Origin of the sequence: Burkholderia metallica, from assembly GCF_902832845.1 — a bacterium.
Classification (GTDB): domain Bacteria; phylum Pseudomonadota; class Gammaproteobacteria; order Burkholderiales; family Burkholderiaceae; genus Burkholderia; species Burkholderia metallica.
The window spans coordinates 134,092-153,614 of record NZ_CADFDB010000001.1; the positions used below are offsets into that span (position 1 = coordinate 134,092).

Here is a 19,523-nt window from a genome sequence, read left to right on the forward strand (position 1 = left end):
GCATGGCCCCGCGTCAGTCGAGCAACTGCCGCACGGCATCGACCGCGGCGCGGCGCAACGCAGCCAGGTCGAGGCCCGGAATCTCGCCGTTGTCCACCACGACGCGGCCGTTCACGACGGAGTACTTCACCGGCGCCGGTTCGCCCGCCGCAACCGGCGCGATCGCGTAGTCGTGGAAGCCGTTGAAGCGCGGCCCGCTCACGTCGTACAGCACGAGATCGGCCGCTTGCCCGACGTCGAGCGTGCCGACCGCATCGAGCCCGAGCACGCGTGCGCCGCCTTGCGTGCCCCAGTGCAACACCTCCTCGGCGGTGGTTGCCGCCGCGCCGTGCGCCGCGCGATGCACGAGCCATGCGAAATTCGCTTCGTGCGTCATGCTGCCCGATTCGTTCGACGCGACGCCGTCGACGCCGAGCGAGACCGGCACGCCGGCCGCTGCCATGCGCGGCGCGGGCGCGATGCCGCTGCCGAGCCGTGCATTGCTGACGGGGCAGTGCGAGCAGCCGGTGCCCGTTTCCGCGAGCATCGCGATTTCGTTCGCTTCGAGATGGACCAGGTGCGCGAACCATACGTCCGGGCCGAGCCATTCGTGTTCGGCGACGAACTCGACCGGCAGCTTGCCGTAGCGTTCGCGGCAGAAATCGACGTAGCGCGTCGTTTCCGACAGATGCGAATGCAGCCGCAGGCCCATCCGGCGCGCCGCGCGCGCGACCTCGGGCAGCAGCTCGGGCGGCAGCGAGAAGGTCGGCGTGGTCGGCGCGACGACCACGCGGCGCATCGAGGCCGCGCCCGCATCGTGATAGCGTGCCTTCAGCCGCTCGATGTCGGCAAGCATCTGGTCGAGCGTCTCGGGCTGCAGCGCGGTGCCGGCGAAGCCGGGGTGATCGCCTGCCGCCTGCAGCGCGCCGCCGCGGCACAGCACGAAACGCATCCCGAAGCCGGCCGCTTCGTCGAACAGCAGGTCGCCGGTCTCGGTCGTGCCGCCCGCGTGATACAGGTAGTGATGATCGGCGCAGGTCGTCACGCCCGACAGCAGCAGTTCCGCGAAGCCGAGCCGGGCCGCGATGTGTGCGAGGTCCGGCGTGAAGCGCGCGACGCGCGGATACGGCACCGCGGCAAGCCATTCCTGCAGGTCCGCGTTGATGCCGGCCGGCACCGCTTTCAGCAGGTTCTGGAACAGGTGGTGATGCGTGTTCACCCAGCCCGGGTAGACGACGCAGTCGGCGGCGTCGATCACGCGCTCGCCGGGTAGCGGCGCGAGGTCGGGCGCGATCGTGTCGATCCGGCCGTCGCGCACGCGCAGGTCGGTGCGGCCGAGCCGCGCGGCGTCGCCCGCACGGCCGCTCATGACCGCGATCGGGTTGCGGATCAGCAGTGAAGAAGAAGGAACGCTCATGGTCGGGTCTCCTCGGATTCGGTTCGGGATTCGGAAGGGGAGGCTGGCCGGCCGTCATGCGCCGCATGGCGGCGCGGTGCCGCACGCGGCGCGGCCGGGCGCCGTCAGTCGCACTCGCGCGCCATCGGGCTGCCGTGCGCGGCGTCGGCATGTGCGTGCGCATCGACCGGGTCGGTCGCCGGCACGCCGTTGAGCAGCGCGTTGAGCAAGACCGACACGAGGCACGCGAGCACGACGCCGCTGTGCAGGAACGGCTGCGTCCAGTCGGGCATGTGCGCGAACACCTTTGGCGCCATCACCGGAATCAGCGCGGTCGCGATCGTGAAGCCGACGATCAGCACGTTGTAGCGGTTGTTTTCGAAATCGACTTTCGCGAGCGTCTGCACGCCGGCCGCGACGACCACGCCGAACATCGCGATGCCCGCGCCGCCGAGCGCGGCCGACGGTGTCGACGCGACGATCGCGCCGATCTTCGGCACCAGCGCGACGACGCACATCAGCACGCCGCTCACCGCGACGATCCAGCGGCTGCGCACGCCGGTCAGGATCACGAGCCCGACGTTCTCCATGAACGCGATGAACGGGAACGCGGCGAACGTTCCGGCGATCGCGCTCGCGACGCCGTTCGCACGCAGCCCGCGCACGACGTCCTCCTCGCTCACCTGCTTCTCGACGATGTCGCCGATCGCGACGAACAGGCCCATCGACTCCACCATCTGCACGATCATCACGACGACCATCGTCAGCACCGGCACGATCGCGAACACCGGCGTGCCGAAGTGGAACGGGTAGGGCACGGTGAACCACGGCGCGGCCGCGACGTTCGTGAAGTTGCCCATCCCGAGCGCGATCGCGAGCAGGCTGCCGGCGACGAGCCCGATTAGCACCGACAGGTTGCGCAGGAACGCATTCGCGAAACGGTTGACCGCGAGGATCACGACCGCGACGACGAGCGCGACCGCGAGGAACGACAGCTCGCCGAACTGCAGCTTCGCCGCGTCGCCGCCGCCGGCCCACTGGTACGCGACCGGAAACAGCTGCAGCCCGATCACGGTAACGATGCAGCCCGTCACGACCGGCGGGAACAGGCGGCGCAGCCGGCCGACCAGCGGCGCGGCGAAGGTCGTGATGATGCCCGCGCCGATCACCGCGCCGCACACGCCGGCGAACCCCACGCCCGGCGTCAGGCCGATCGCGATCACGGGGCCGACGCTGCTGAACGCGACGCCCTGCAGGATCGGCAGCCGCACGCCGAGCTTCCAGACACCGACCGTCTGCAGGATCGTCGAGATGCCGGAACAGAACAGCGCGGTGCTGATCAGCACGGTGGTGTCGGCGGGCGACATCTTCAGCGCCGACGCGACGATCAGCGGCACCGCGATCGCGCCGATATACGCGACGAGCATGTGCTGCAGGCCGAGCGTCAGCATCTGGCGGCGCGGCAGGACCCGATCGACGGGATGTGAGGCAGAGTTCATGGGCATGTCTCCTGAGGTTCGTTATCGGGCGGGCGCGCGATGCGCCCGCCTGGCGTGCCCGTCAGGCCGCGACCGGCGCGGCGAGACAGGCATGGAAACGGTCGGTCAGCGCGGCGCGATCGAGATCGCGGCCGATGAAAACGATGCGCGACGAGCGCGGCTCGCACCCCCACGCCTGCGCGGCGCGCAACTCGATCACGCCGTGCACGCCCTGCAGCACGTAGCGCTGCGCGCGGCCCTGCACGGCGAGGATGCCCTTCATCCGGAACAGGTTCGCGGTGTCGGCGTGGCGCAGCTCGCCGAGCCAAGCTTCGAGCGCGTCGAGATCGATGTCGGCTTCGACTTCGATGCCGACCGACGACACGCTTTCGTCGTGTTCGTGGTGGTCGTGATCGTCGTCGTGTGCGTGCGCGGCGTGATCGTCGTGCGCAGGGTCGTGGCTGTCGTCATGCGTGTGCGCGTGTTCGTCCGCATGCGCGGCGTCGGCGTGCAGGCCGTCGCTCTCGACGAGAATCTGCGCGAATTCGTTCGCGCCGATGCCGAGGATGCGGTCGAGATCGACCTGCGCATAACTCGACGTGACGATCTCCGCCGTCGCGTTGAGCCCGCGCAGCCGCGCGGTCAGTGCGTCGACATCCGGCGCGTCGACGAGGTCGACCTTGTTGATCACGATCCGGTCCGCGCAGACGATCTGGTCGACCGCCTGGTTGTCGCGGCCGTCGAGCACGAGATCGTCGAGGTGCGCGCGGATATGTTTCGCGTCGACCATCGTGACGACCGCGTCGAGCGCGACTTCCTTCGCGATCGGATCGTCGAGGAAGAAGGTCTGCGCGACCGGATACGGATCGGCGAGCCCGCTCGTCTCGACGATGATGTGATCGAGCCGGTCGGGCCGCGCGACGAGCATCCGCACGATCCGCACGAGATCCTCGCGCACCGCGCCGACGCAGCACACGCAGCCGTTCGTCATCTCGTAGATTTCCTCGGTCGATTCGAGCACGAGGCCGCCGTCGATGCCGATCTCGCCGAACTCGTTCTCGATCACCGCGATCTTGCGGCCGTGCTTCTCGCGCAGGATGTAGTTCAGCAGCGTGGTCTTGCCCGCGCCGAGAAAGCCTGTGAGCACGGTGACCGGAATCTTCTGGACGTCGCTGTGGGTGGTGTGGATGTGGGTCATGATGCGTCTCCGTTGAGTCGGTTGGGCTGCCGGTTCGGCTGTGATGCGGTTTCTTTCCAGCGATGGACGGTGCGGGAATCGAGGTCGAACAGGTCGAGCACGCGGCCGAGCGTGTGATCGATCATCTGGTCGAGCGAAGCGGGGCGCGCGTAGAACGCCGGCACCGGCGGCGCGACGATCGCGCCCATCTCCGTGACGGCGGCCATGTTGCGCAGATGCATGAGCGTGTACGGCGTCTCTCTCGCGAGCAGCACGAGCCGGCGGCGCTCCTTCAGCACGACGTCGGCCGCGCGCGCGATCAGGCCCGACGACAGGCCGCTCGCGATTTCGGCGAGCGTCTTCATCGAGCACGGCGCGACGATCATCCCGAGCGTGCGGAACGAGCCGCTCGAAACCGGCGCGGCGATGTCGTCGCTGCGGTACAGCACGCTCGCGAGCGCGGCGACGTCGGACAGCTTGAAGTCGGTCTCGTGCGTCATCGTCAGCGCGGCGGCGCGCGACACGACCACGTGCGTCTCGATGTCGAGCTCGCGCAGCAGCGCGAGCAGCCGCATTCCGTACACGAAGCCGGACGCGCCGCTGATGCCGACCACGAGCCGCCGCGCGCTCATCGCGCGGCTCCGCCGAGCCGGGCGATCGCCTGCGCGGCGCGCTGCATCGCGGCGTCGCCCACACGCGCGCGCACGCCGTCGAAGTGCGAGCCGCGCGTCGCGTCGATGCCCATCCGTGACGTCGTGCCGTCGGCCGACGACGACGGATCGAGCGGGCTGCCCGGTAGCCCGTCGACGACGAACAGGTCGCGGTGCGGCTGGAAGTGCGTCGCGATCGCCCACAGCACCTGCGCGTCGTCGGTGATGTCGACGTCGCTGTCGACCGCGACGACGTTCTTCAGGTACGGGTCCCAGCCGAGCAGCGCGAGCATGATCTGGCGCGCTTCGCCGTCGCGCGACTGCTTCAGCGCGACGTAGCAGTGAAAGTGCGTGCCGGAGTTCGGGTAGTGAATGGCGATGACCGACGGAAAGCGCGCCTTCAGCTTCTCGCTCATCTCGGCTTCGCGCGGCAGCCGCGCGAGCGTCAGATGCTCCGCGTACGGGCCGCCGACCACGTCGACGAGCCACGCGTCGTCGCGCCGCATCATCGCGTCGATGCGCAACACGTTGTTGGTCGAGCGGTCCGACGAATAGCCGGTGAATTCGCCGAACGGGCCTTCTTCGGCATGCGCGTCGGGATCGATCGTGCCTTCGAGCACGAACTCGGCGGCGGCGGGCACGCCGATGCCGTGGCGCGGCGTGCGCACGAGCTGCAGCGGCGCGCCGAACAGGCCGCCCGCGATCGCGCGCTCGTCCGCACCGAACGGCAAACGCGCGGCGGCCGCGAGCATGAACAGCGGATGCGCGCCGATCACCATCGCGACTTTCAGCGTGTCGCCGCGCGCCTTCGCGGTCTGCAGCATGCGCCACAGATGGCCGCGCGAATGCAGGCTCGTCGCCAGCGCGTTGCGCGCATGCGGCATCGAGCGGTGGTAGCTGAGGTTCGCGACGCCCGTCACCGGATCTTCGGCGACGATCACCGCGTTGGTCACGTACGGCCCGCGATCGGTTTCGAAGTGGCGGATCATCGGCAACCGTGCGAGATCGACCGCATCGCCTTCGACGACGTGATCGAGCACCGGGCCGCGCGGCACGACGACCGGCGCGACGGGCGCGTTCGCCCGCTGCTGCCATGCGTCGAACAGCCCGTTCGCATCGACGCCGAACAACCGGCCGATCCGCGTGCGGCAAGCAAAGACGTTGGTGACGAGCGGCGTCGACAGGCCGTCGATGCGCTCGCAGACGAGCATTTCGTGCCGGCCGCGCGCAGCGAGCGACGCGACGACGGCGGTGACGTCCTGGTCGGCGGACAGCGGCTGTGCGATCGTCAGCACGTCGTCCGGAAAGTGTTCGCGATACGCGGTCGCGAAGTGATGGAAATCCTGCTGCTCGGCAAAAAGACTGGACGCCATGATGCACTCCGTCGGATACGGAAGAGGAAAGGCCGGACCGCGCGCAGGTGGCGGCAGGACGCGATCCGGCTGCCGGCGCGTTACACGTAGGTCGCCGTCAGGCGCTTCTGCGCTTCGTCGAGATCCTTCGGCGGCCGGGTCGGCTCGATGCCGACGAGGCGGGCGATGTTGTTGCCCATGTAGTCCTCGAGGCCGTCCTCGTCGAGATCCATCCCCTGCGGCGCGGGCCCGCACAGCATCTCCAGCTCGCGCAGCCACATGCCGGGCTCGTTCGGCGGCGAATCGGTGCCGAACACGATCTTGTTGCGCGGCAGCTCGCGGGCGAACTCGACGATCCGCGACTGGTAGCACCAGCCCGATTCGCAGTACACGTTCGGCGTATCCATCGCCATCCAGAACGCTTCGAACGAGTAGTTTCCGCCCGTCTGGATTCCGAAGTGACCGATGATGAAGTTCACCATCGGAAACTCGCGGATGATCGGGTAGAACTGCGTCGGGATCGTGTACGGGCCGTCACCGGTGTGGATCAGCACGACGATGTTGTACTTCGCGCAGACCTTCATCGCGGGGCGCAGCCAGTCGAGCGCGCGATCGGGCCGGTAGCCGTGCATGTTCGCGTGCAGCTTCACCATCTTGAAGCCGTACTCCTTGATGTGGAATTCGAGCTCCGCCGCGCCGTTCTCCGGGCCCCAGCGCGGGTTGTACGTGAAGTTGCCGATGAAGCGGTCCGGGTATTTCTGCGTGAGTTCGGCGATGTACGCCATGTAGTCGCGGATGCCTTCGCGGCCGCGGCGGTTGCCGTCGCGATAGCCGGTGTTGCCCGGCGGCGGCTGGATGAAGCCCATGTCGATGCGGCGCGGCTTGCCGTTGATGATGTAAGGGCCGTCCATCATCTTCAGCAGGCGTTCGCCGGTGAACGGTTCGCCGGTGTGGCGCCACGCCTCGTCGACGAGGTTGGTCGGGTGCAGGTGCGTATCGATGATCATGCAATGCTCCGGAATCGGGAGAGAGGGGCGCGGGCGTCAGGCGGCGGCAAGCAGCGCCTTCGCTTCGTCGACGGTGCGCGGCGCGGGCGTCGGTTCGAGACCGATCATCCGGGCCGTGTTGTTGCCGAGGTAGTCCTCGAGCGTGTCCTCGTCGAGATTCATCCCTTGCGGCGGATCGAAGCAGAGCACTTCGAGCAGGCGCAGCCACATGCCGGGCTCGTTCGGCGGCGTGTCTGAGCCGAACAGGATCTTGTGCTTCGGCAGCACCTTCGCGAATTCGACGATGCGCGACTGCAGGCACCAACCGGATTCGCAATACACGTTCGGCAGGTCCATCGCGAGCTGGAACGGCTCGAAGCAGTACACGCCGCCCGTCTGCACGCCGAAGTGCGCCATGATGAAATTGACGGTCGGGAATTCCTTGATCATCGGCACCCACTCGGTCGGGATGCTGTACGGGCCGTCGCCGGTGTGCAGCTTCACGAGCACGCCGAGTTCCGCGCATTTCTTCAGCGCGGGGCGCAGCCAGTCGAGCGCGCGATCGGGGCGATACGCGTGCATGTTGGCCTGGAACTGCACCATCTTGAAGCCGAGCTTGCGCACGTAGTGATCGATCGCATTGACGCCGTTCTCCACGCCGCAGCGCGGGTTGTAGACGAAGCAGCCGATGAAGCGGTCGGGATGTCTGCGCACCATCTCGACCGTGTACGCCATGTATGCGTCGATCGATTCGGTGCCCGACTTTTCGCCGTCGGTATAGGTATAGATGGTGTTGCCTTGCGGCGGCTGGATGAATGCCTTGTCGACGCGGCGCGGCTTGCCGTTGATGAGGAACGGGCCGTTCATCGTCTCGATCAGGCGCTCGCCGGTGAACGGCGGGCCGTCGTGACGCCACGCGAGGTCGACGAGATTCGTCGGGTAACAGCTGGTGTCGATGATCATCTACTCGATCTCCTTGAGAGGAACCGGAAAAGCCGGTTGCCGGATCGCGGGCAGGCACGTCGATGAAGCGACCCTGTCGGTCGGATTCATGCGGCCTTTTGCAAGGCGCCTTTTTTGGCGCCTTCCCCTCGCCGGCATCGAGTGACACACTTCGACGTGCACTGCTGCTTGGGACCGAGTGTCACCAGCCGAATGTGCTCTGTACAATATTTTTTACTGACGTTCTTGATACGTTTGCGATATGGACATGCGTGTGTTGCGTTACTTCGCGGTGCTGGCCGACGAACTGCATTTCGGGCGCGCAGCCGCGCGGCTCCATATCTCGCAGCCGCCGCTGAGCCAGCAGATCCGGCTGCTGGAAGAGCAGCTCGGCACCGCGCTGTTCGTGCGCTCGCAGCATCGCGTCGAACTGACCGAGGCAGGGAAAACACTGAAGGAACAGGTGCCGCTGATCGTCGCGCAGTTCGATCGCGCGATCGATCTCACGCGTTGCGCGGGGCGCGGCGAGGTGGGGCGCCTCGCGGTCGGCATCATCAGCTCGGCGATGGTCGCGCCGATTCCGCACGCGCTGCGCGTGTTCGCCGAACGCCATCCGCACGTGCACTGGTCGCTGCACGAGATGACGCCGGCCGCGCAGATCGACGCGCTGAAGGAGAAGCGGCTCGACGTGTGCTTCTTCCGGCTGTTCCAGGACGATCCGTCGATCCGCAGCGAGATCGTCGTGCGCGAGACGGCCGTGGCCGTGCTGCCGCTGGGCCATCCGCTCGCGGCGCGCGATGCGATCGCGCTCGGCGAACTGGCCGGCGAGCAGTTCGTGTCGTTCGGACTCCGGCATTCGCAACTGGCGCAATTCCTGCAGCAGAGCTGCGTCGATGCGCGCTTCACGCCGCGCATCGCACACGAGGTCGTCGAGGTGCACACGCTGCTGTCGCTGGTGCGCGAAGGGTTGGGCGTCGCGCTGCTGCCGGCGTCGTCGCGGCAGATTTCGACCGGCGGCGTCGCGTTCGTGCCGTTGCGGCCGCCGGCGCTGGAAGTGCCGCTGCAGGCGCGCTATCGCGCGGACGACACGTCGGCGGTGCTCGGCGCGTTTCTCGACACCGTGCGCGAGGTCGCGGCCGAATTCGGCGTTTGATGCGGCGCGTGAGTCAGCGCGCGAGCGATTGCGCGACGAGCGCGCCGATCGCGTCGATCAGCGGCTTCACGCGTGCATGCCGCTCGCGCGGCCAGATCGCATGCAGGTTGTAATGCGTCGGAATCGCGATCGTGCAGAGCTCGACGAGCCGGCCGTCGCGCAGCGCGTCGGCGGCGAGCAGCCCGCGCACCAGCCCGGCGCCGAGCCCTGACGCGAGCGTCGCGACCAGCCCCGCCGCGTTGTCGAACACGGCGATCGTCTGCGGTTCGACGGGCTCGAGCCCTGCCGCTTCGAGCCACGGTATCCACGACCGCTTCGTATAGCCGAGCAGCGGCAGCGCCAGTACCTGTTCGGGCGCGAGCGGCGCGGTGAGCCCGTGGCGTTCGAGCAGCGCGGGCGCGGCCATCGCGGTCAGCCGGTCGGGGCAGACCAGCGCGCTGTCCACGCCCTCCCATTCCCCGTAGCCGTAGCGCAGCGCAACATCGACGCGATCGAACGCGTCGCGGTCGTGGCGCGGCGCGGACAGCACCGTCAGCGTCGTGCCGTCGAGCGTGCGCATCAGTTCCGGCAGCCGCGCGGGCAGCCAGCCCTGCATCAGTTCCGGATCGACGTCGAGCCGCAGCGACGGCCCCGTCGTGCGGCCCTTCACCGACGACAGCGCGCGATCGATCTGTTCCATCCCGTCCGCCAACTGGTTCGCGAACAGCGTGCCCGCATCGGTCAGGATCACGCGGCCGCCGGCGCGTGCGAACAGCGGCTGGCCGATGAATTCCTCGAGCGAGCGGATCTGCTGGCTGATCGCGCTGTGCGTGAGCGCCAGCTGGCGCGCCGCACTCGAAAAACTGCCGACCCGCGCGGCTTGCAGAAACGCCTGCATCGACTGGATCGAAGGGTATCGCTTGAGCATCTGTTAGTCCGACTGACAGGGATTCGACGAAATGATCGCTGGCGCGCCCGCGCTTCGCGTTTCGATAATGCGTCGACACCGCGCAACGGACGCGGGCCGACACCCTCAATGCGAATCTGGAGACAGCGCATGATCGACATCGTCGTGAACGATACACGCCATTCGCTCGCGAATGTACCGGAGGATATGCCGTTGCTGTGGGTGCTGCGCGACCGGCTCAAGCTCACCGGTACGAAGTTCGGCTGCGGCAAGGGGCTGTGCGGCGCGTGCACCGTGCATCTCGAAGGGCAGGCCGTGCGTTCGTGCCTGATTCCCGCCGCTGCCGCGAACGGGCGGCGCATCACGACGATCGAGGGGCTGTCGCCGGACGGGCGCCATCCGCTGCAGCTCGCGTGGGTCGCCGAGGACGTGCCGCAATGCGGCTATTGCCAGCCGGGGCAGCTGATGCAGGCCGCCGCGCTGCTGAAGGGCGGGCAGCCGGTGGACGACGCGGCGATCGTGCAGGCGATGTCGGGCAACGTTTGCCGCTGCGGCACGTATGCGCGGATTCATCGCGCGATCAAGCGTGCGGCGTCGGGCGATCCGGCGCTTGCGGCCGCCGTTGAATCCGCGAAGGATGCGTGACATGCGCGACGATCACGCATTTAATGCACCGCAGGTCGACGAGACCGCGCGTCGCCGATTTCTCAAGCAGGGTTCCGCGTTGCTCGCCGCCGGCATCGCGGTCGGTTTCCGGATGCCCGACGCCATGGCCGCCGGCGCGCACGCGAGCGGCGATCCGCAGCCTGCGGCCGGCGAATTCGAACCCAATGCGTGGGTGCGCGTGCTGCCCGACGACACGATCAAGCTCGTCGTGCACAAGCACGATTCGGGCACCGGCACGCGTACCGCGCTCGCGGCGGTGGTCGCCGAGGAGCTCGACGTCGATCCGTTCAAGGTCGACGTGATTACGCCGGAAGATCCGTTTTTCGCCGAGTACATCCATCCGCTGTGGAAGGTGTTCTCGACCGGCGGCAGCACGAGCGTTGCAATGGAGTACGACCGGCTGCGTCGCGCGGGCGCGACGGCCCGCGCGATGCTCGTCGAAGCGGCCGCGCATCGATGGCGCGTGCCCGCTGCCGCATGCACGACGGCCGACGGTGCCGTGCTGCATGCGGCGAGCGGGCGCCGGGAGACGTACGGCGCGCTCGCATCGGCCGCCGCGCAGTTGCCGGCGCCTGCCAAGGTCGCGCTGAAGGACCCCGCGCAGTTCCGCTACATCGGCAAGCTGCGCAGGAAGCGCGGTGCCGCGCAGAAGGCCGACGGGTCGTTTCCGTACAGCATCGACGTATCGCTGCCGGGGATGTTGGTCGCGGTCGTCACCCGCGCGCCGGTGATCGACGGCCGCGTGCGCAGCGTCGATGCCAAAGCCGCGCTCGCGATTCCCGGCGTGCGCGACGTGCTGCAGATTCCGCCGCGCCCCGACGTGCTCGGCGGCAACCAGGCCGGCGTCGCGGTGCTCGCGGACGATTACTGGTCCGCGCATCGGGGGCAGGTCGCACTGACGATCGAATGGGAAGACAGCCTGTTCGAGACGTTCGACAGCAGCATGCTCGCGGCGCGCCAGGCCGCATGGGTCGACGATCCCGCCGCGCGCGTCGTGCCGACGATCGCCGACGGCGATCCGGCGAAGGCGAACGCAGCCGGCGCGCGCACGATCGACGCGTCGTATTCGATGCCGCACAAGGCCGCGAATCCGCTGGAGCCGGTCAATCTCACCGTGTGGGCGCACAACGGCGGTATCGAATACTGGGGCGGGCTGCAGGTGCCGTCCACCGCGATCGAGGCGGCCGACGTGATCGGCGGCATCCCCGCGCATCGCGTGACGCTGCACGAGCTGGTGTCGGGCGGCAGTTTCGGCGCGCGCGAATCGAAATACTGGCTGTTCGAGGCGACGTGGCTCGCGGTGAAGACCGGCAAGCCGGTGAAGCTGATGAACAGCCGCGAGGACGAGATGCGCGCGCTGTTCTATCACGCGGCGAGCTACCACCGCGCGCGTGCGGTGCTCGACGCGCACGGCAATCTCGCGTCGCTGTGGCTGCGCGCCGTGATGCCCGCGTCGCCGCAGCAGTGGGAGCCCGGCTATCTGGAGCGCACCGACCGGATGGATTTCAGCACGACCGAGGCGCTCACGAAATGGGAGTTCGCGTATGCGGCGCCGCATCGCGACATCGGCTGGATCCGGATGGAGACGGGCGTGCCGACCGGCTGGTATCGCGCGGTGAGCTACATCCCGAACGTGTTCGCCGTCGAATCGGTGATGGACGAGGCTGCACATGCGGCGCAGCGCGATCCGGTCGAGTTCCGGCTTGCACACATGCGCGATCGGCCGCGTCATGCGGCCGTGCTGCGTGAAGCCGCGCAGCGCGCGGGCTGGGGGCAGCCGCTACCGGACGGTGTCGCGCTCGGCGTCGCGACGAACCAGGCGTACGACAGCTATGTCGCGGTGGTCGCGCGGGTCGTGCGCAAGGACGGTGCGGTGAAGGTGGAGAAGCTCACGTGCGTGGCCGATTGCGGGATCGCGGTGTCGCCGGCCGGCGTCGACGAGCAACTGTACGGCGGGCTGATGTGGGGGCTCGGCCACGCGACGTCCGACCGTATCGATTTCCGGCACGGGCGCGTGCAGCAGTCGAACTTCGATACGTATCGCGTGATGCGGATGAGCGACATGCCCGACACCGATATTCACATCGTGCAGGGCGATCCCGCGAAGCCGGGCGGTGTCGGCGAGCTGTCGAGCCCGGCCGTGACGCCCGCGATCGCGAACGCGGTGTTCCGGCTGACGGGGAAGCGGTTGCGCGAGACACCTTTCGATTTGTCGGCGCTCGCGTAGCGTGGCGACGGAACGTATGACGTTTGACGCGCGCGCTGCTGCAATCCGCTGATCAATCCACCGACGTCGCGACCGGATCGACGTCGGCAGGCGGGTTCGGTCGAATCGCGCGGCGCCACGCCGATTCCGCATACGTTCCGATGATTCTCGCGGGTGTTTCCCACTGGTTGGTCATGCGAATTTTTACCTAAGATGAAGCCATCATGCGCGTAATTCGGTGCCTGCACGCGCATGGATGGAGGCGGCAGGAGGCAGCGCCGGAGCGACGCCAGCGGATGTTGCCATCATGGACGCGAAAGTGTGCGCGTCGGCTGCCAGTCCCGCGACTGCAGCGACGCCAGCGGGCGCGGCTGCAATCGCCGCGCGGAGCGTGTCCGGCCGTCTCGGCCTGACCACGTCGCTGCGCCACGCGCTCGTCGCAATCGTTTGCGTTCTCGGGGCCGCGCAGGCCGTATCCGCAGGCGTTTTTGCCGACGTTTCCGCCGCAGCCGACGATCCGGCCGCCGCGTTGCGCATCGCCGCGGGCGCGAGCCCCGTCGAGCCGGCCGATCCCGCCGCGGCATCTGCCGATACGGCCGTGCGTCAGGTCGTGCTCGGCATCATCAGTTTCACCCGCTGGCCGACGACACCCGTGCGCCTGCATCTATGTGTCACGGGCCGGCCCGACTATGCGCGCGGCCTGACCGATACGCTGCAGGCCGGCTCCACGCTGCTCGACGTGCAGCGTGTGCGCTTCGACGATGCCGCGCTCGGCATGGCCTGCGACGTCGTCTATCTCGGCAACCTGGGCACGAACGAGCGAGCGCATGTGAGAGCGGCGCTGGCCGGTCATCCGGTGCTGACGATTTCGGAACACGATCCGTCGTGCACGACGGGCGGCATGTTCTGCCTCAACGTCGACGGCGAACGCGTGTCGTTCGACATCAACCTCGACGCCGTCGCACGCAGCGGTGTGCGCGTGCATCCGAACGTGCTCAATCTCGCGCGACGGCCGGGGGCGCCATGACACGGTTCGCGCCTCACTTGTCTCCGTCGCGCGTGGCGCGCCCGACGCTCCAAAGCGTGTTGCGCCGCGCGCACCTGCGCCTCGCGTTCGTCGCCGTTACGATGGCCGCCGTGTCGCTGATCGTGGTGGCCGTGATCGCATTGCGCGCGTATGCCGGCAACAACCTGAACCTGCTGGCCCGCTCGCTCGGTTATACGGTCGAGGCGGCGCTCGTGTTCGGCGACCGCGTGGCGGCCGCGGAGGCGATCGGTACGATCGCCAGCGACGAGGACGTCGCGCAGGTGGTGGTCACCGACAGCCAGAACCAGCCGTTCGCGACGTGGCAACTGCCTGCCGGCAGCGGGATCGCGCGGCTCGAGCGCGCCGTCGCCGACCTCGCGCTGCCCGGGCCCGTGACGGTGCCGGTGATGCACGACGGCATCGCCGTCGGCCACGTCGTCGTGCGCGGCCGCGGCCATCAATTCTTCGGATTCCTGCTCGGTGGCGTGGGCGGCATTCTCGGCTGCCTGGCGGTCAGCGTGTTCGGCGCGTATGTCAGCTCGAAGCGTTTGTTGCGCAACATCGTTTCGCCGCTGCGCGCGCTGGCCAGCGTGGCGCACGCCGTGCGGCGCGAGCGTGCGTTCGCGCAGCGGGTCGAGCCCGTCGCGATCGCCGAACTGAACCAGCTCGGCGACGACTTCAATGCGCTGCTCGACGAATTCGAAGGCTGGCAGAACACGCTGCGCGACGAGAATGCGTCGCTCGAACACAAGGCGACGCACGATGCGCTCACGGGGCTGCCCAACCGCATGCAGTTCGAGTCGCGCCTCGCGCTGGCCCTCGGCGAAGCCGGGCTGACCGGCCAGCGGGTCGCGATCCTGTATCTCGACTGCGACCGCTTCAAGGAAATCAACGACTGCCTCGGCCACGAGGCCGGCGACGCGGTGCTGATCGGCATCGCGTCACGGCTGCGCACGCAGGTGCGCGAGGCCGACCTGGTCGCGCGCCTGGGCGGCGACGAATTCGCGGTGATGCTGCCGGCCGTGCGGGAAACGGGCAGCGTATGCCGTATTGCGGACGAGATCCTGTCCGGCATGGCGCCGTCGATCGAGCTGTCCGACGGCCGCGTGGTGGCCACCATGATGAGTGCCGGCGTTGCGCTGTATCCCGATCACGCGTCGGATGCGAGCGGCTTGCTGCGGGCGGCGGATGCCGCGATGTACCGCGCCAAGCGCGCCCGGCCAGGCTCGTGGCAACTGGCGGAAGGGGTCGCGGGGGCGGCTTGAGGTTCATCGTTACACACCGCGGGCGAGGCCGCGGCAGTGGGTTGAAAAAGTGCCCGCGATGCGGGTGCAATCGAAGGGGTCAATGATGAACAACACGTTTCCGATGGACATTGGGCGCCTGTGCGTCGGCAGCACGCTGCTTCTGTGCATGCTGCTCGGAGGTTGCCAGGCACCGCCGCTTCATCGCGGATTGACGCAGACGCAGGTCACGGCGCTCAAGTCCGCCGGCTTCCAGGAAACCCCGCAGGGTTTCGAGTTCGGCTCGACCGGGCCGATCCTGTTCGCTTTCGATCGCTACAACCTCAAGCCCGACGTGCGGCGGATCGTGGAAAGGATCGGGCGCACGCTCAGGTCGGCGGGGATCAACGGGGTACGGGTCTACGGCTACTCGGACCAGGAAGGGGAGGACGAATACGACTTCGAGCTGTCCCGGCGACGGGCGGAGGTCGTTGCGCTCGAACTGGTCGACCTGGGGCTGGATGCGAAGCGCATCACGATCGTCGGGAAGGGGAAGAGCGATCCGGTCGGCGACAACAAGACGGCCGCGGGCCGCGCGCAGAATCGACGGGCGGCGATCGTGGTGTCGCCGCGGTAGCGGAGGCGGTCTTCTCGAGCGCTTTCGTTGATCGGGATGATGGGTGGATGTGGTCGGCGAGAACGGGTTGCTTATCTGCCGCCCCCCACGCATCACCAGGCAATATTACAAGACGACCTCGAAGTCCCCGCACCGCCCGTTGCCGTGCAATGCGTGCCCGCACCGTTGTCATAAAACGTCCGCGTCTCAGGTTGCGGCACGGACGGATCAAACGGATTAGGCGTCCCATGCGGGCCACGCGCGGCATCGTACGGACGAGCCGGCGCATACGCGCCGCTACTGCCAGCCGGCCGCGACCCGTTAGCCCGCAGATATTCATTCCAGTTCTGCGCGCGCTGTTCATACCCGGGCAACGCACGGCCAAAACTATCGCTCCCACCCGCACCGAGCGCGACGCGATTCGAGGGCAATACCCAGTCGGGCTCGTGTTCCGCCGAAGGCGTCGGTGCCACGAGCGCACCTTCCGTCACCCGCAAGGGTCGTGTATCGGGCGTATCGAACGGACTGCGCTCCACCGGCGCAACGTGCGCCGAGCGACGCTGGCCCATCCGCACCGCATGCCCGTCATCCCGGGCGGCAGCCTGCCGCTCCGAACGAAACACATTGGCACCCGCCGACCGATCGGCCAGCGAATCGCGCCCCGAAGCATCGGCGGCGGAAACGGAAAGCGCGCACGCGATCGCGGCGGCGGAAGAAAGGTAGAAAGGATGATTCATCAGCGTTCCGAAGCAGGTGATGTGCGATGAGAAAAAAACGGCAGATCACTGGCTGGCGGCTGGGCGACGGACGGGCGTCGAAGCGGCGCTGAAACGACTGCGAAGCACGGCGTGCGCGCGTCACAGGGAGGCTGGCTGGACTGCAGAAGCGAATTCGTATTATTTCATGAAAATGACAATCCGCTTCCAGATGTTTAGTTTTGTTTGTAAACAGAAGGAATTACCGTCTCGAACGAGTGCACCAGATCAGTGCCGACCCGACCAATCATCAGTTGATTGAGTGGCAACGCCCGCGCCCTGAGCCGCCGAAATAGCCTGCTGCACGGAACCCACAAGCGCCGAACGCCAGACGCAGCAAGGCGACCACCCAAACAGACACTCCCCCATAGCAACCCGATTGCACCGCAGCAAACGTTCTCGCACCTCACCCGGTTGCGCCCCGGTCGCCACCGCCGCCTCCCAAAACCCTCCGTGTTTTCCCTCACTCGACCGGCATTTTTGACAGACGATTTAAAAACGCCCATATAATTTCGACTGCCTTGCCAACGGCTGTCGGACCATCCTTCCGATCAAGCGGTTTGGCAAGCGGGGCAGGCGAAACGCTTGCGCAATGCAAGACGCATCACGATGTCTTTCCGAACCAGACGTCCCCTTCGGGGACTGCAAGAGCCGGGCCCCGCTACGCAACATTCCGCCGGAGTTCCGTCTTCTATGTGTCTCGGGCGTGTCCCATGTCCTCGCCCCGGGTGCTGTTCGATTGCGCAAGTCATGCCGCCTTTGCCCGTATGACTAAACAACATCGAGGAGCTCCCAGATGACGCTGTCCCGTCTTACGTCCATTTCCGTCGCCGCCGTGCTGTTCGCCGCGGGCGCCGCTGCCGCGCAAGCGGAAACCGTGAAGATCGCCATCGCTGGTCCGATGAGCGGTTCGGTCGCCCAATACGGCGACATGGTGAAGGCCGGCGCGCTGACCGCGATCGAGCAGGTCAACGCCGCAGGCGGTGCGGGCGGCAACAAGTTCGAAGTGGTGATGATGGACGACGCCTGCGAACCGAAACAGGCCGTCGCCGTCGCCAACAAGATCGTCAGCCAGAAGATCAAGTACGTGATCGGCCACGTGTGCTCGGGTTCGACGATTCCCGCGTCGGACATCTACGAGAACGAAGGCATCGTGATGGTCACGCCGTCGGCCACCGCGCCGCAGCTGACGGAAGGCAAGAAGCGTCACTTCATCTTCCGCACGATCGGCCGTGACGACCAGCAAGGCCCGGCCGCCGCGCACTTCATCATCAACAACGTGAAGCCGAAGAAGGTCGCGGTGCTGCACGACAAGCAGTCGTACGGCCAGGGCATCGCGTCGTCGGTGAAGAAGGACCTCGAAGCCGCGAAGATCCCGGTCGTGCTGTTCGAAGGCATCAACGCCGGCGATTCGGACTACTCGGCGATCATCACGAAGCTGAAGTCGCAAGGCGTCGATTTCGTCTACTTCGGCGGCTACCATCCGGAAATGGGCCTGCTGCTGCGCCAGGCGCGCGAGCAGGGCGTGAAGGCCACGTTCATGGGGCCTGAAGGCGTGGGCAACAAGGACGTGACGGCGATCGCCGGCCCGGCTTCGGAAGGCATGCTCGTCACGCTGCCGGCCGACTTCTCGGCCGATCCGGCCAACGCGGCTCTCGTGAAGGCCTTCGCGGACAAGAAGCGCGATCCGAACGGCCCGTTCCAGATGCCGGCCTACGCAGCGGTGAAGATCATCGCCGACTCGATCGCAGGCGCGAAGTCGACCGATCCGACCAAGGTCGCCGCGTACATGCACAAGACGACGTTCGACACGCCGATCGGCAAGGTCGCGTATGACGCCCAGGGCGACCTGAAGGCGTTCAAGTTCGTCGTGTACACGTGGCACAAGGACGCGACGAAGACCGCCGCCAAGTAAGACGGAGTACCCGCCCGCGCACCCGCCCCGTCCGAAACCCGGACGGGGCGGGTGCGTATTGATCGCGCATCTGCCCCATGCGCGCCGACGGGCGGCCCGAGACGACACCGTGCGTTGCGCGCGGCCGCGCGCCGTGATCCGGCGACGGCATGCGACCCAGCGCCAACGGGAGCTTCCCGCACATGACTGACTTCTTTCCTCAATTCGCCCAGCAGCTGGTCAACGGCCTGACGCTGGGTGCGATCTATGCGTTGATCGCCATCGGCTATTCGATGGTCTACGGCATCATCGGCATGATCAACTTCGCCCACGGCGAGATCTACATGATCGGCGCGTACGTGGGCCTCGTCACACTGACCGCCATCGGCATCTCCGCCGGCTATCCGCTGCCGCTCGTGCTCGGCGCCGCACTGATCGTGTCGGTGATCGTCACCGGCCTGTACGGCTTCGCGGTCGAGCGCGTCGCCTATCGTCCGCTGCGCGGCGGCCCGCGCCTCGTGCCGCTGATTTCCGCGATCGGCATGTCGATCTTCCTGCAGAACTACGTGCAGATCGGCCAGGGCGCGCGCGACGTGTCCGTGCCGGTGCTGATCTCCGGCGCGTTCGACATCCATCTCGGCGGCGACTTCGACGTGACCGTTCCGTATGCGCGCCTGTTGATCGTCTGCGTGACGATCGTGCTGATGATCGCGCTCACGCTGTTCATCTCGCATTCGCGGATGGGCCGCGCGTGCCGCGCATGCGCCGAAGACATGAAGATGGCGAACCTGCTCGGCATCGACACGAACCGCGTGATCTCGTTCACGTTCGTGCTCGGCGCGATGCTGGCCGCCGTCGGCGGCGTGCTGATCGGGCTCACGATCGGCAAGCTGAACCCGTACATCGGCTTCGTCGCGGGCATCAAGGCATTCACCGCCGCGGTGCTCGGCGGGATCGGCAGCATCCCGGGCGCGATGCTCGGCGGCGTGTTGCTGGGCCTCGCCGAAACCTTCGCAGCGGGCTACATGCCGGCCGAATACAAGGACGTCGTCGCGTTCGGCCTGCTCGTGCTGATCCTGCTCTTCCGCCCGACCGGCCTGCTCGGCAAGTCGGACATCGAAAAGGTTTGAGGGAGAC

General features: G+C 67.4%; 17 protein-coding genes. 8 read left to right on the forward strand and 9 right to left on the reverse strand.

Annotation, left to right across the window (positions count from 1 at the left end):
* Positions 1-13 precede the first annotated feature (13 nt).
* The 7 genes from HWX08_RS00600 to HWX08_RS00630 all read right to left on the reverse strand — a co-directional run bounded on the left by HWX08_RS00600 (position 14) and on the right by HWX08_RS00630 (position 7,981).
* The gene (locus HWX08_RS00600; protein ID WP_174920874.1) at positions 14-1,396 is read right to left on the reverse strand and encodes an amidohydrolase family protein; all 1,383 of its coding nucleotides are present in this window, start codon (positions 1,394-1,396) and stop codon (positions 14-16) included.
* Between the two features lie 104 nt (positions 1,397-1,500).
* Entirely contained in the window at positions 1,501-2,874 is a 1,374-nt protein-coding gene (locus HWX08_RS00605) for a nucleobase:cation symporter-2 family protein (protein ID WP_174920873.1), read from the reverse strand.
* Positions 2,875-2,935: 61 nt separating this feature from the next.
* Positions 2,936-4,051 carry a CobW family GTP-binding protein gene (locus HWX08_RS00610; protein ID WP_069260545.1) on the reverse strand — a complete coding sequence of 372 codons (1,116 nt, stop codon included), beginning with the start codon at positions 4,049-4,051 and terminating at the stop codon, positions 2,936-2,938.
* Positions 4,048-4,662 (reverse strand): UbiX family flavin prenyltransferase, encoded by a 615-nt coding sequence (locus HWX08_RS00615; protein WP_174920872.1) that lies wholly within the window; start codon positions 4,660-4,662, stop codon positions 4,048-4,050. The genes HWX08_RS00610 and HWX08_RS00615 overlap by 4 nt, the downstream gene beginning before the upstream one ends.
* Positions 4,659-6,053, reverse strand: coding sequence for a UbiD family decarboxylase (locus HWX08_RS00620; protein WP_174920871.1), 1,395 nt, complete (start codon positions 6,051-6,053; stop codon positions 4,659-4,661). The genes HWX08_RS00615 and HWX08_RS00620 overlap by 4 nt, the downstream gene beginning before the upstream one ends.
* A gap of 80 nt (positions 6,054-6,133) precedes the next feature.
* Complete coding sequence (locus tag HWX08_RS00625; protein WP_069260542.1) at positions 6,134-7,039, reverse strand: amidohydrolase family protein; 906 nt, start codon at positions 7,037-7,039, stop codon at positions 6,134-6,136.
* A gap of 36 nt (positions 7,040-7,075) precedes the next feature.
* Positions 7,076-7,981 (reverse strand): amidohydrolase family protein, encoded by a 906-nt coding sequence (locus tag HWX08_RS00630; RefSeq protein WP_069260541.1) that lies wholly within the window; start codon positions 7,979-7,981, stop codon positions 7,076-7,078.
* 241 nt (positions 7,982-8,222) lie between these two features.
* On the opposite strand from HWX08_RS00630, the gene HWX08_RS00635 reads away from it, so the two are divergent.
* Positions 8,223-9,113, forward strand: coding sequence for a LysR substrate-binding domain-containing protein (locus tag HWX08_RS00635; protein ID WP_069260540.1), 891 nt, complete (start codon positions 8,223-8,225; stop codon positions 9,111-9,113).
* Positions 9,114-9,126: 13 nt separating this feature from the next.
* Here HWX08_RS00635 and HWX08_RS00640 read toward each other — a convergent pair whose 3' ends face one another.
* Complete coding sequence (locus HWX08_RS00640) at positions 9,127-10,020, reverse strand: LysR substrate-binding domain-containing protein (protein WP_107311850.1); 894 nt, start codon at positions 10,018-10,020, stop codon at positions 9,127-9,129.
* A 129-nt stretch (positions 10,021-10,149) separates the two neighbouring features.
* Here HWX08_RS00640 and HWX08_RS00645 point away from each other — a divergent pair, with 129 nt between their 5' ends.
* The 5 genes from HWX08_RS00645 to yfiB all read left to right on the forward strand — a co-directional run bounded on the left by HWX08_RS00645 (position 10,150) and on the right by yfiB (position 15,758).
* The gene (locus HWX08_RS00645; protein WP_174920870.1) at positions 10,150-10,644 is read left to right on the forward strand and encodes a (2Fe-2S)-binding protein; all 495 of its coding nucleotides are present in this window, start codon (positions 10,150-10,152) and stop codon (positions 10,642-10,644) included.
* 1 nt (position 10,645) lies between these two features.
* Positions 10,646-12,892 (forward strand): xanthine dehydrogenase family protein molybdopterin-binding subunit, encoded by a 2,247-nt coding sequence (locus HWX08_RS00650; protein WP_174920869.1) that lies wholly within the window; start codon positions 10,646-10,648, stop codon positions 12,890-12,892.
* A 286-nt stretch (positions 12,893-13,178) separates the two neighbouring features.
* Complete coding sequence (gene yfiR, locus HWX08_RS00655) at positions 13,179-13,898, forward strand: regulatory sequestration protein YfiR (RefSeq protein WP_174920868.1); 720 nt, start codon at positions 13,179-13,181, stop codon at positions 13,896-13,898.
* A complete protein-coding gene (gene dgcN / locus HWX08_RS00660; protein WP_174920867.1) occupies positions 13,895-15,163 on the forward strand; it encodes a diguanylate cyclase DgcN/YfiN in 1,269 nt (422 codons plus the stop codon). The genes yfiR and dgcN overlap by 4 nt, the downstream gene beginning before the upstream one ends.
* An 85-nt stretch (positions 15,164-15,248) precedes the next feature.
* Positions 15,249-15,758: an outer membrane lipoprotein YfiB gene (gene yfiB, locus HWX08_RS00665; RefSeq protein WP_069261217.1), complete on the forward strand. Its 510-nt coding sequence runs from the start codon at positions 15,249-15,251 to the stop codon at positions 15,756-15,758.
* Between the two features lie 92 nt (positions 15,759-15,850).
* Here yfiB and HWX08_RS00670 read toward each other — a convergent pair whose 3' ends face one another.
* On the reverse strand, positions 15,851-16,474 hold the full coding sequence (locus tag HWX08_RS00670; RefSeq protein WP_076606024.1) for a hypothetical protein: 624 nt from the start codon (positions 16,472-16,474) through the stop codon (positions 15,851-15,853).
* Positions 16,475-17,288: 814 nt separating this feature from the next.
* Between HWX08_RS00670 and HWX08_RS00675 the strand changes: the two genes are divergently transcribed.
* Together HWX08_RS00675 and livH are read left to right on the forward strand one after the other, a co-directional pair.
* Positions 17,289-18,407, forward strand: a complete 1,119-nt coding sequence (locus tag HWX08_RS00675; protein WP_069260534.1) for a branched-chain amino acid ABC transporter substrate-binding protein — start codon at positions 17,289-17,291, stop codon at positions 18,405-18,407.
* A gap of 182 nt (positions 18,408-18,589) precedes the next feature.
* On the forward strand, positions 18,590-19,516 hold the full coding sequence (gene livH / locus HWX08_RS00680; protein ID WP_069260533.1) for a high-affinity branched-chain amino acid ABC transporter permease LivH: 927 nt from the start codon (positions 18,590-18,592) through the stop codon (positions 19,514-19,516).
* Positions 19,517-19,523: the final 7 nt, after the last annotated feature.

What these genes read in the sequence shown, in the direction of transcription:
- HWX08_RS00600 (WP_174920874.1), bottom strand. Translation starts at nt 1,396, where the DNA reads ATGAGCGTTCCTTCTTCTTCACTGCTGATCCGCAACCCGATCGCGGTC.
- HWX08_RS00605 (WP_174920873.1), bottom strand. Translation starts at nt 2,874, where the DNA reads ATGAACTCTGCCTCACATCCCGTCGATCGGGTCCTGCCGCGCCGCCAG.
- HWX08_RS00610 (WP_069260545.1), bottom strand. Translation starts at nt 4,051, where the DNA reads ATGACCCACATCCACACCACCCACAGCGACGTCCAGAAGATTCCGGTC.
- HWX08_RS00615 (WP_174920872.1), bottom strand. Translation starts at nt 4,662, where the DNA reads ATGAGCGCGCGGCGGCTCGTGGTCGGCATCAGCGGCGCGTCCGGCTTC.
- HWX08_RS00620 (WP_174920871.1), bottom strand. Translation starts at nt 6,053, where the DNA reads ATGGCGTCCAGTCTTTTTGCCGAGCAGCAGGATTTCCATCACTTCGCG.
- HWX08_RS00625 (WP_069260542.1), bottom strand. Translation starts at nt 7,039, where the DNA reads ATGATCATCGATACGCACCTGCACCCGACCAACCTCGTCGACGAGGCG.
- HWX08_RS00630 (WP_069260541.1), bottom strand. Translation starts at nt 7,981, where the DNA reads ATGATCATCGACACCAGCTGTTACCCGACGAATCTCGTCGACCTCGCG.
- HWX08_RS00635 (WP_069260540.1), top strand. Translation starts at nt 8,223, where the DNA reads ATGGACATGCGTGTGTTGCGTTACTTCGCGGTGCTGGCCGACGAACTG.
- HWX08_RS00640 (WP_107311850.1), bottom strand. Translation starts at nt 10,020, where the DNA reads ATGCTCAAGCGATACCCTTCGATCCAGTCGATGCAGGCGTTTCTGCAA.
- HWX08_RS00645 (WP_174920870.1), top strand. Translation starts at nt 10,150, where the DNA reads ATGATCGACATCGTCGTGAACGATACACGCCATTCGCTCGCGAATGTA.
- HWX08_RS00650 (WP_174920869.1), top strand. Translation starts at nt 10,646, where the DNA reads ATGCGCGACGATCACGCATTTAATGCACCGCAGGTCGACGAGACCGCG.
- yfiR (WP_174920868.1), top strand. Translation starts at nt 13,179, where the DNA reads ATGGACGCGAAAGTGTGCGCGTCGGCTGCCAGTCCCGCGACTGCAGCG.
- dgcN (WP_174920867.1), top strand. Translation starts at nt 13,895, where the DNA reads ATGACACGGTTCGCGCCTCACTTGTCTCCGTCGCGCGTGGCGCGCCCG.
- yfiB (WP_069261217.1), top strand. Translation starts at nt 15,249, where the DNA reads ATGAACAACACGTTTCCGATGGACATTGGGCGCCTGTGCGTCGGCAGC.
- HWX08_RS00670 (WP_076606024.1), bottom strand. Translation starts at nt 16,474, where the DNA reads ATGAATCATCCTTTCTACCTTTCTTCCGCCGCCGCGATCGCGTGCGCG.
- HWX08_RS00675 (WP_069260534.1), top strand. Translation starts at nt 17,289, where the DNA reads ATGACGCTGTCCCGTCTTACGTCCATTTCCGTCGCCGCCGTGCTGTTC.
- livH (WP_069260533.1), top strand. Translation starts at nt 18,590, where the DNA reads ATGACTGACTTCTTTCCTCAATTCGCCCAGCAGCTGGTCAACGGCCTG.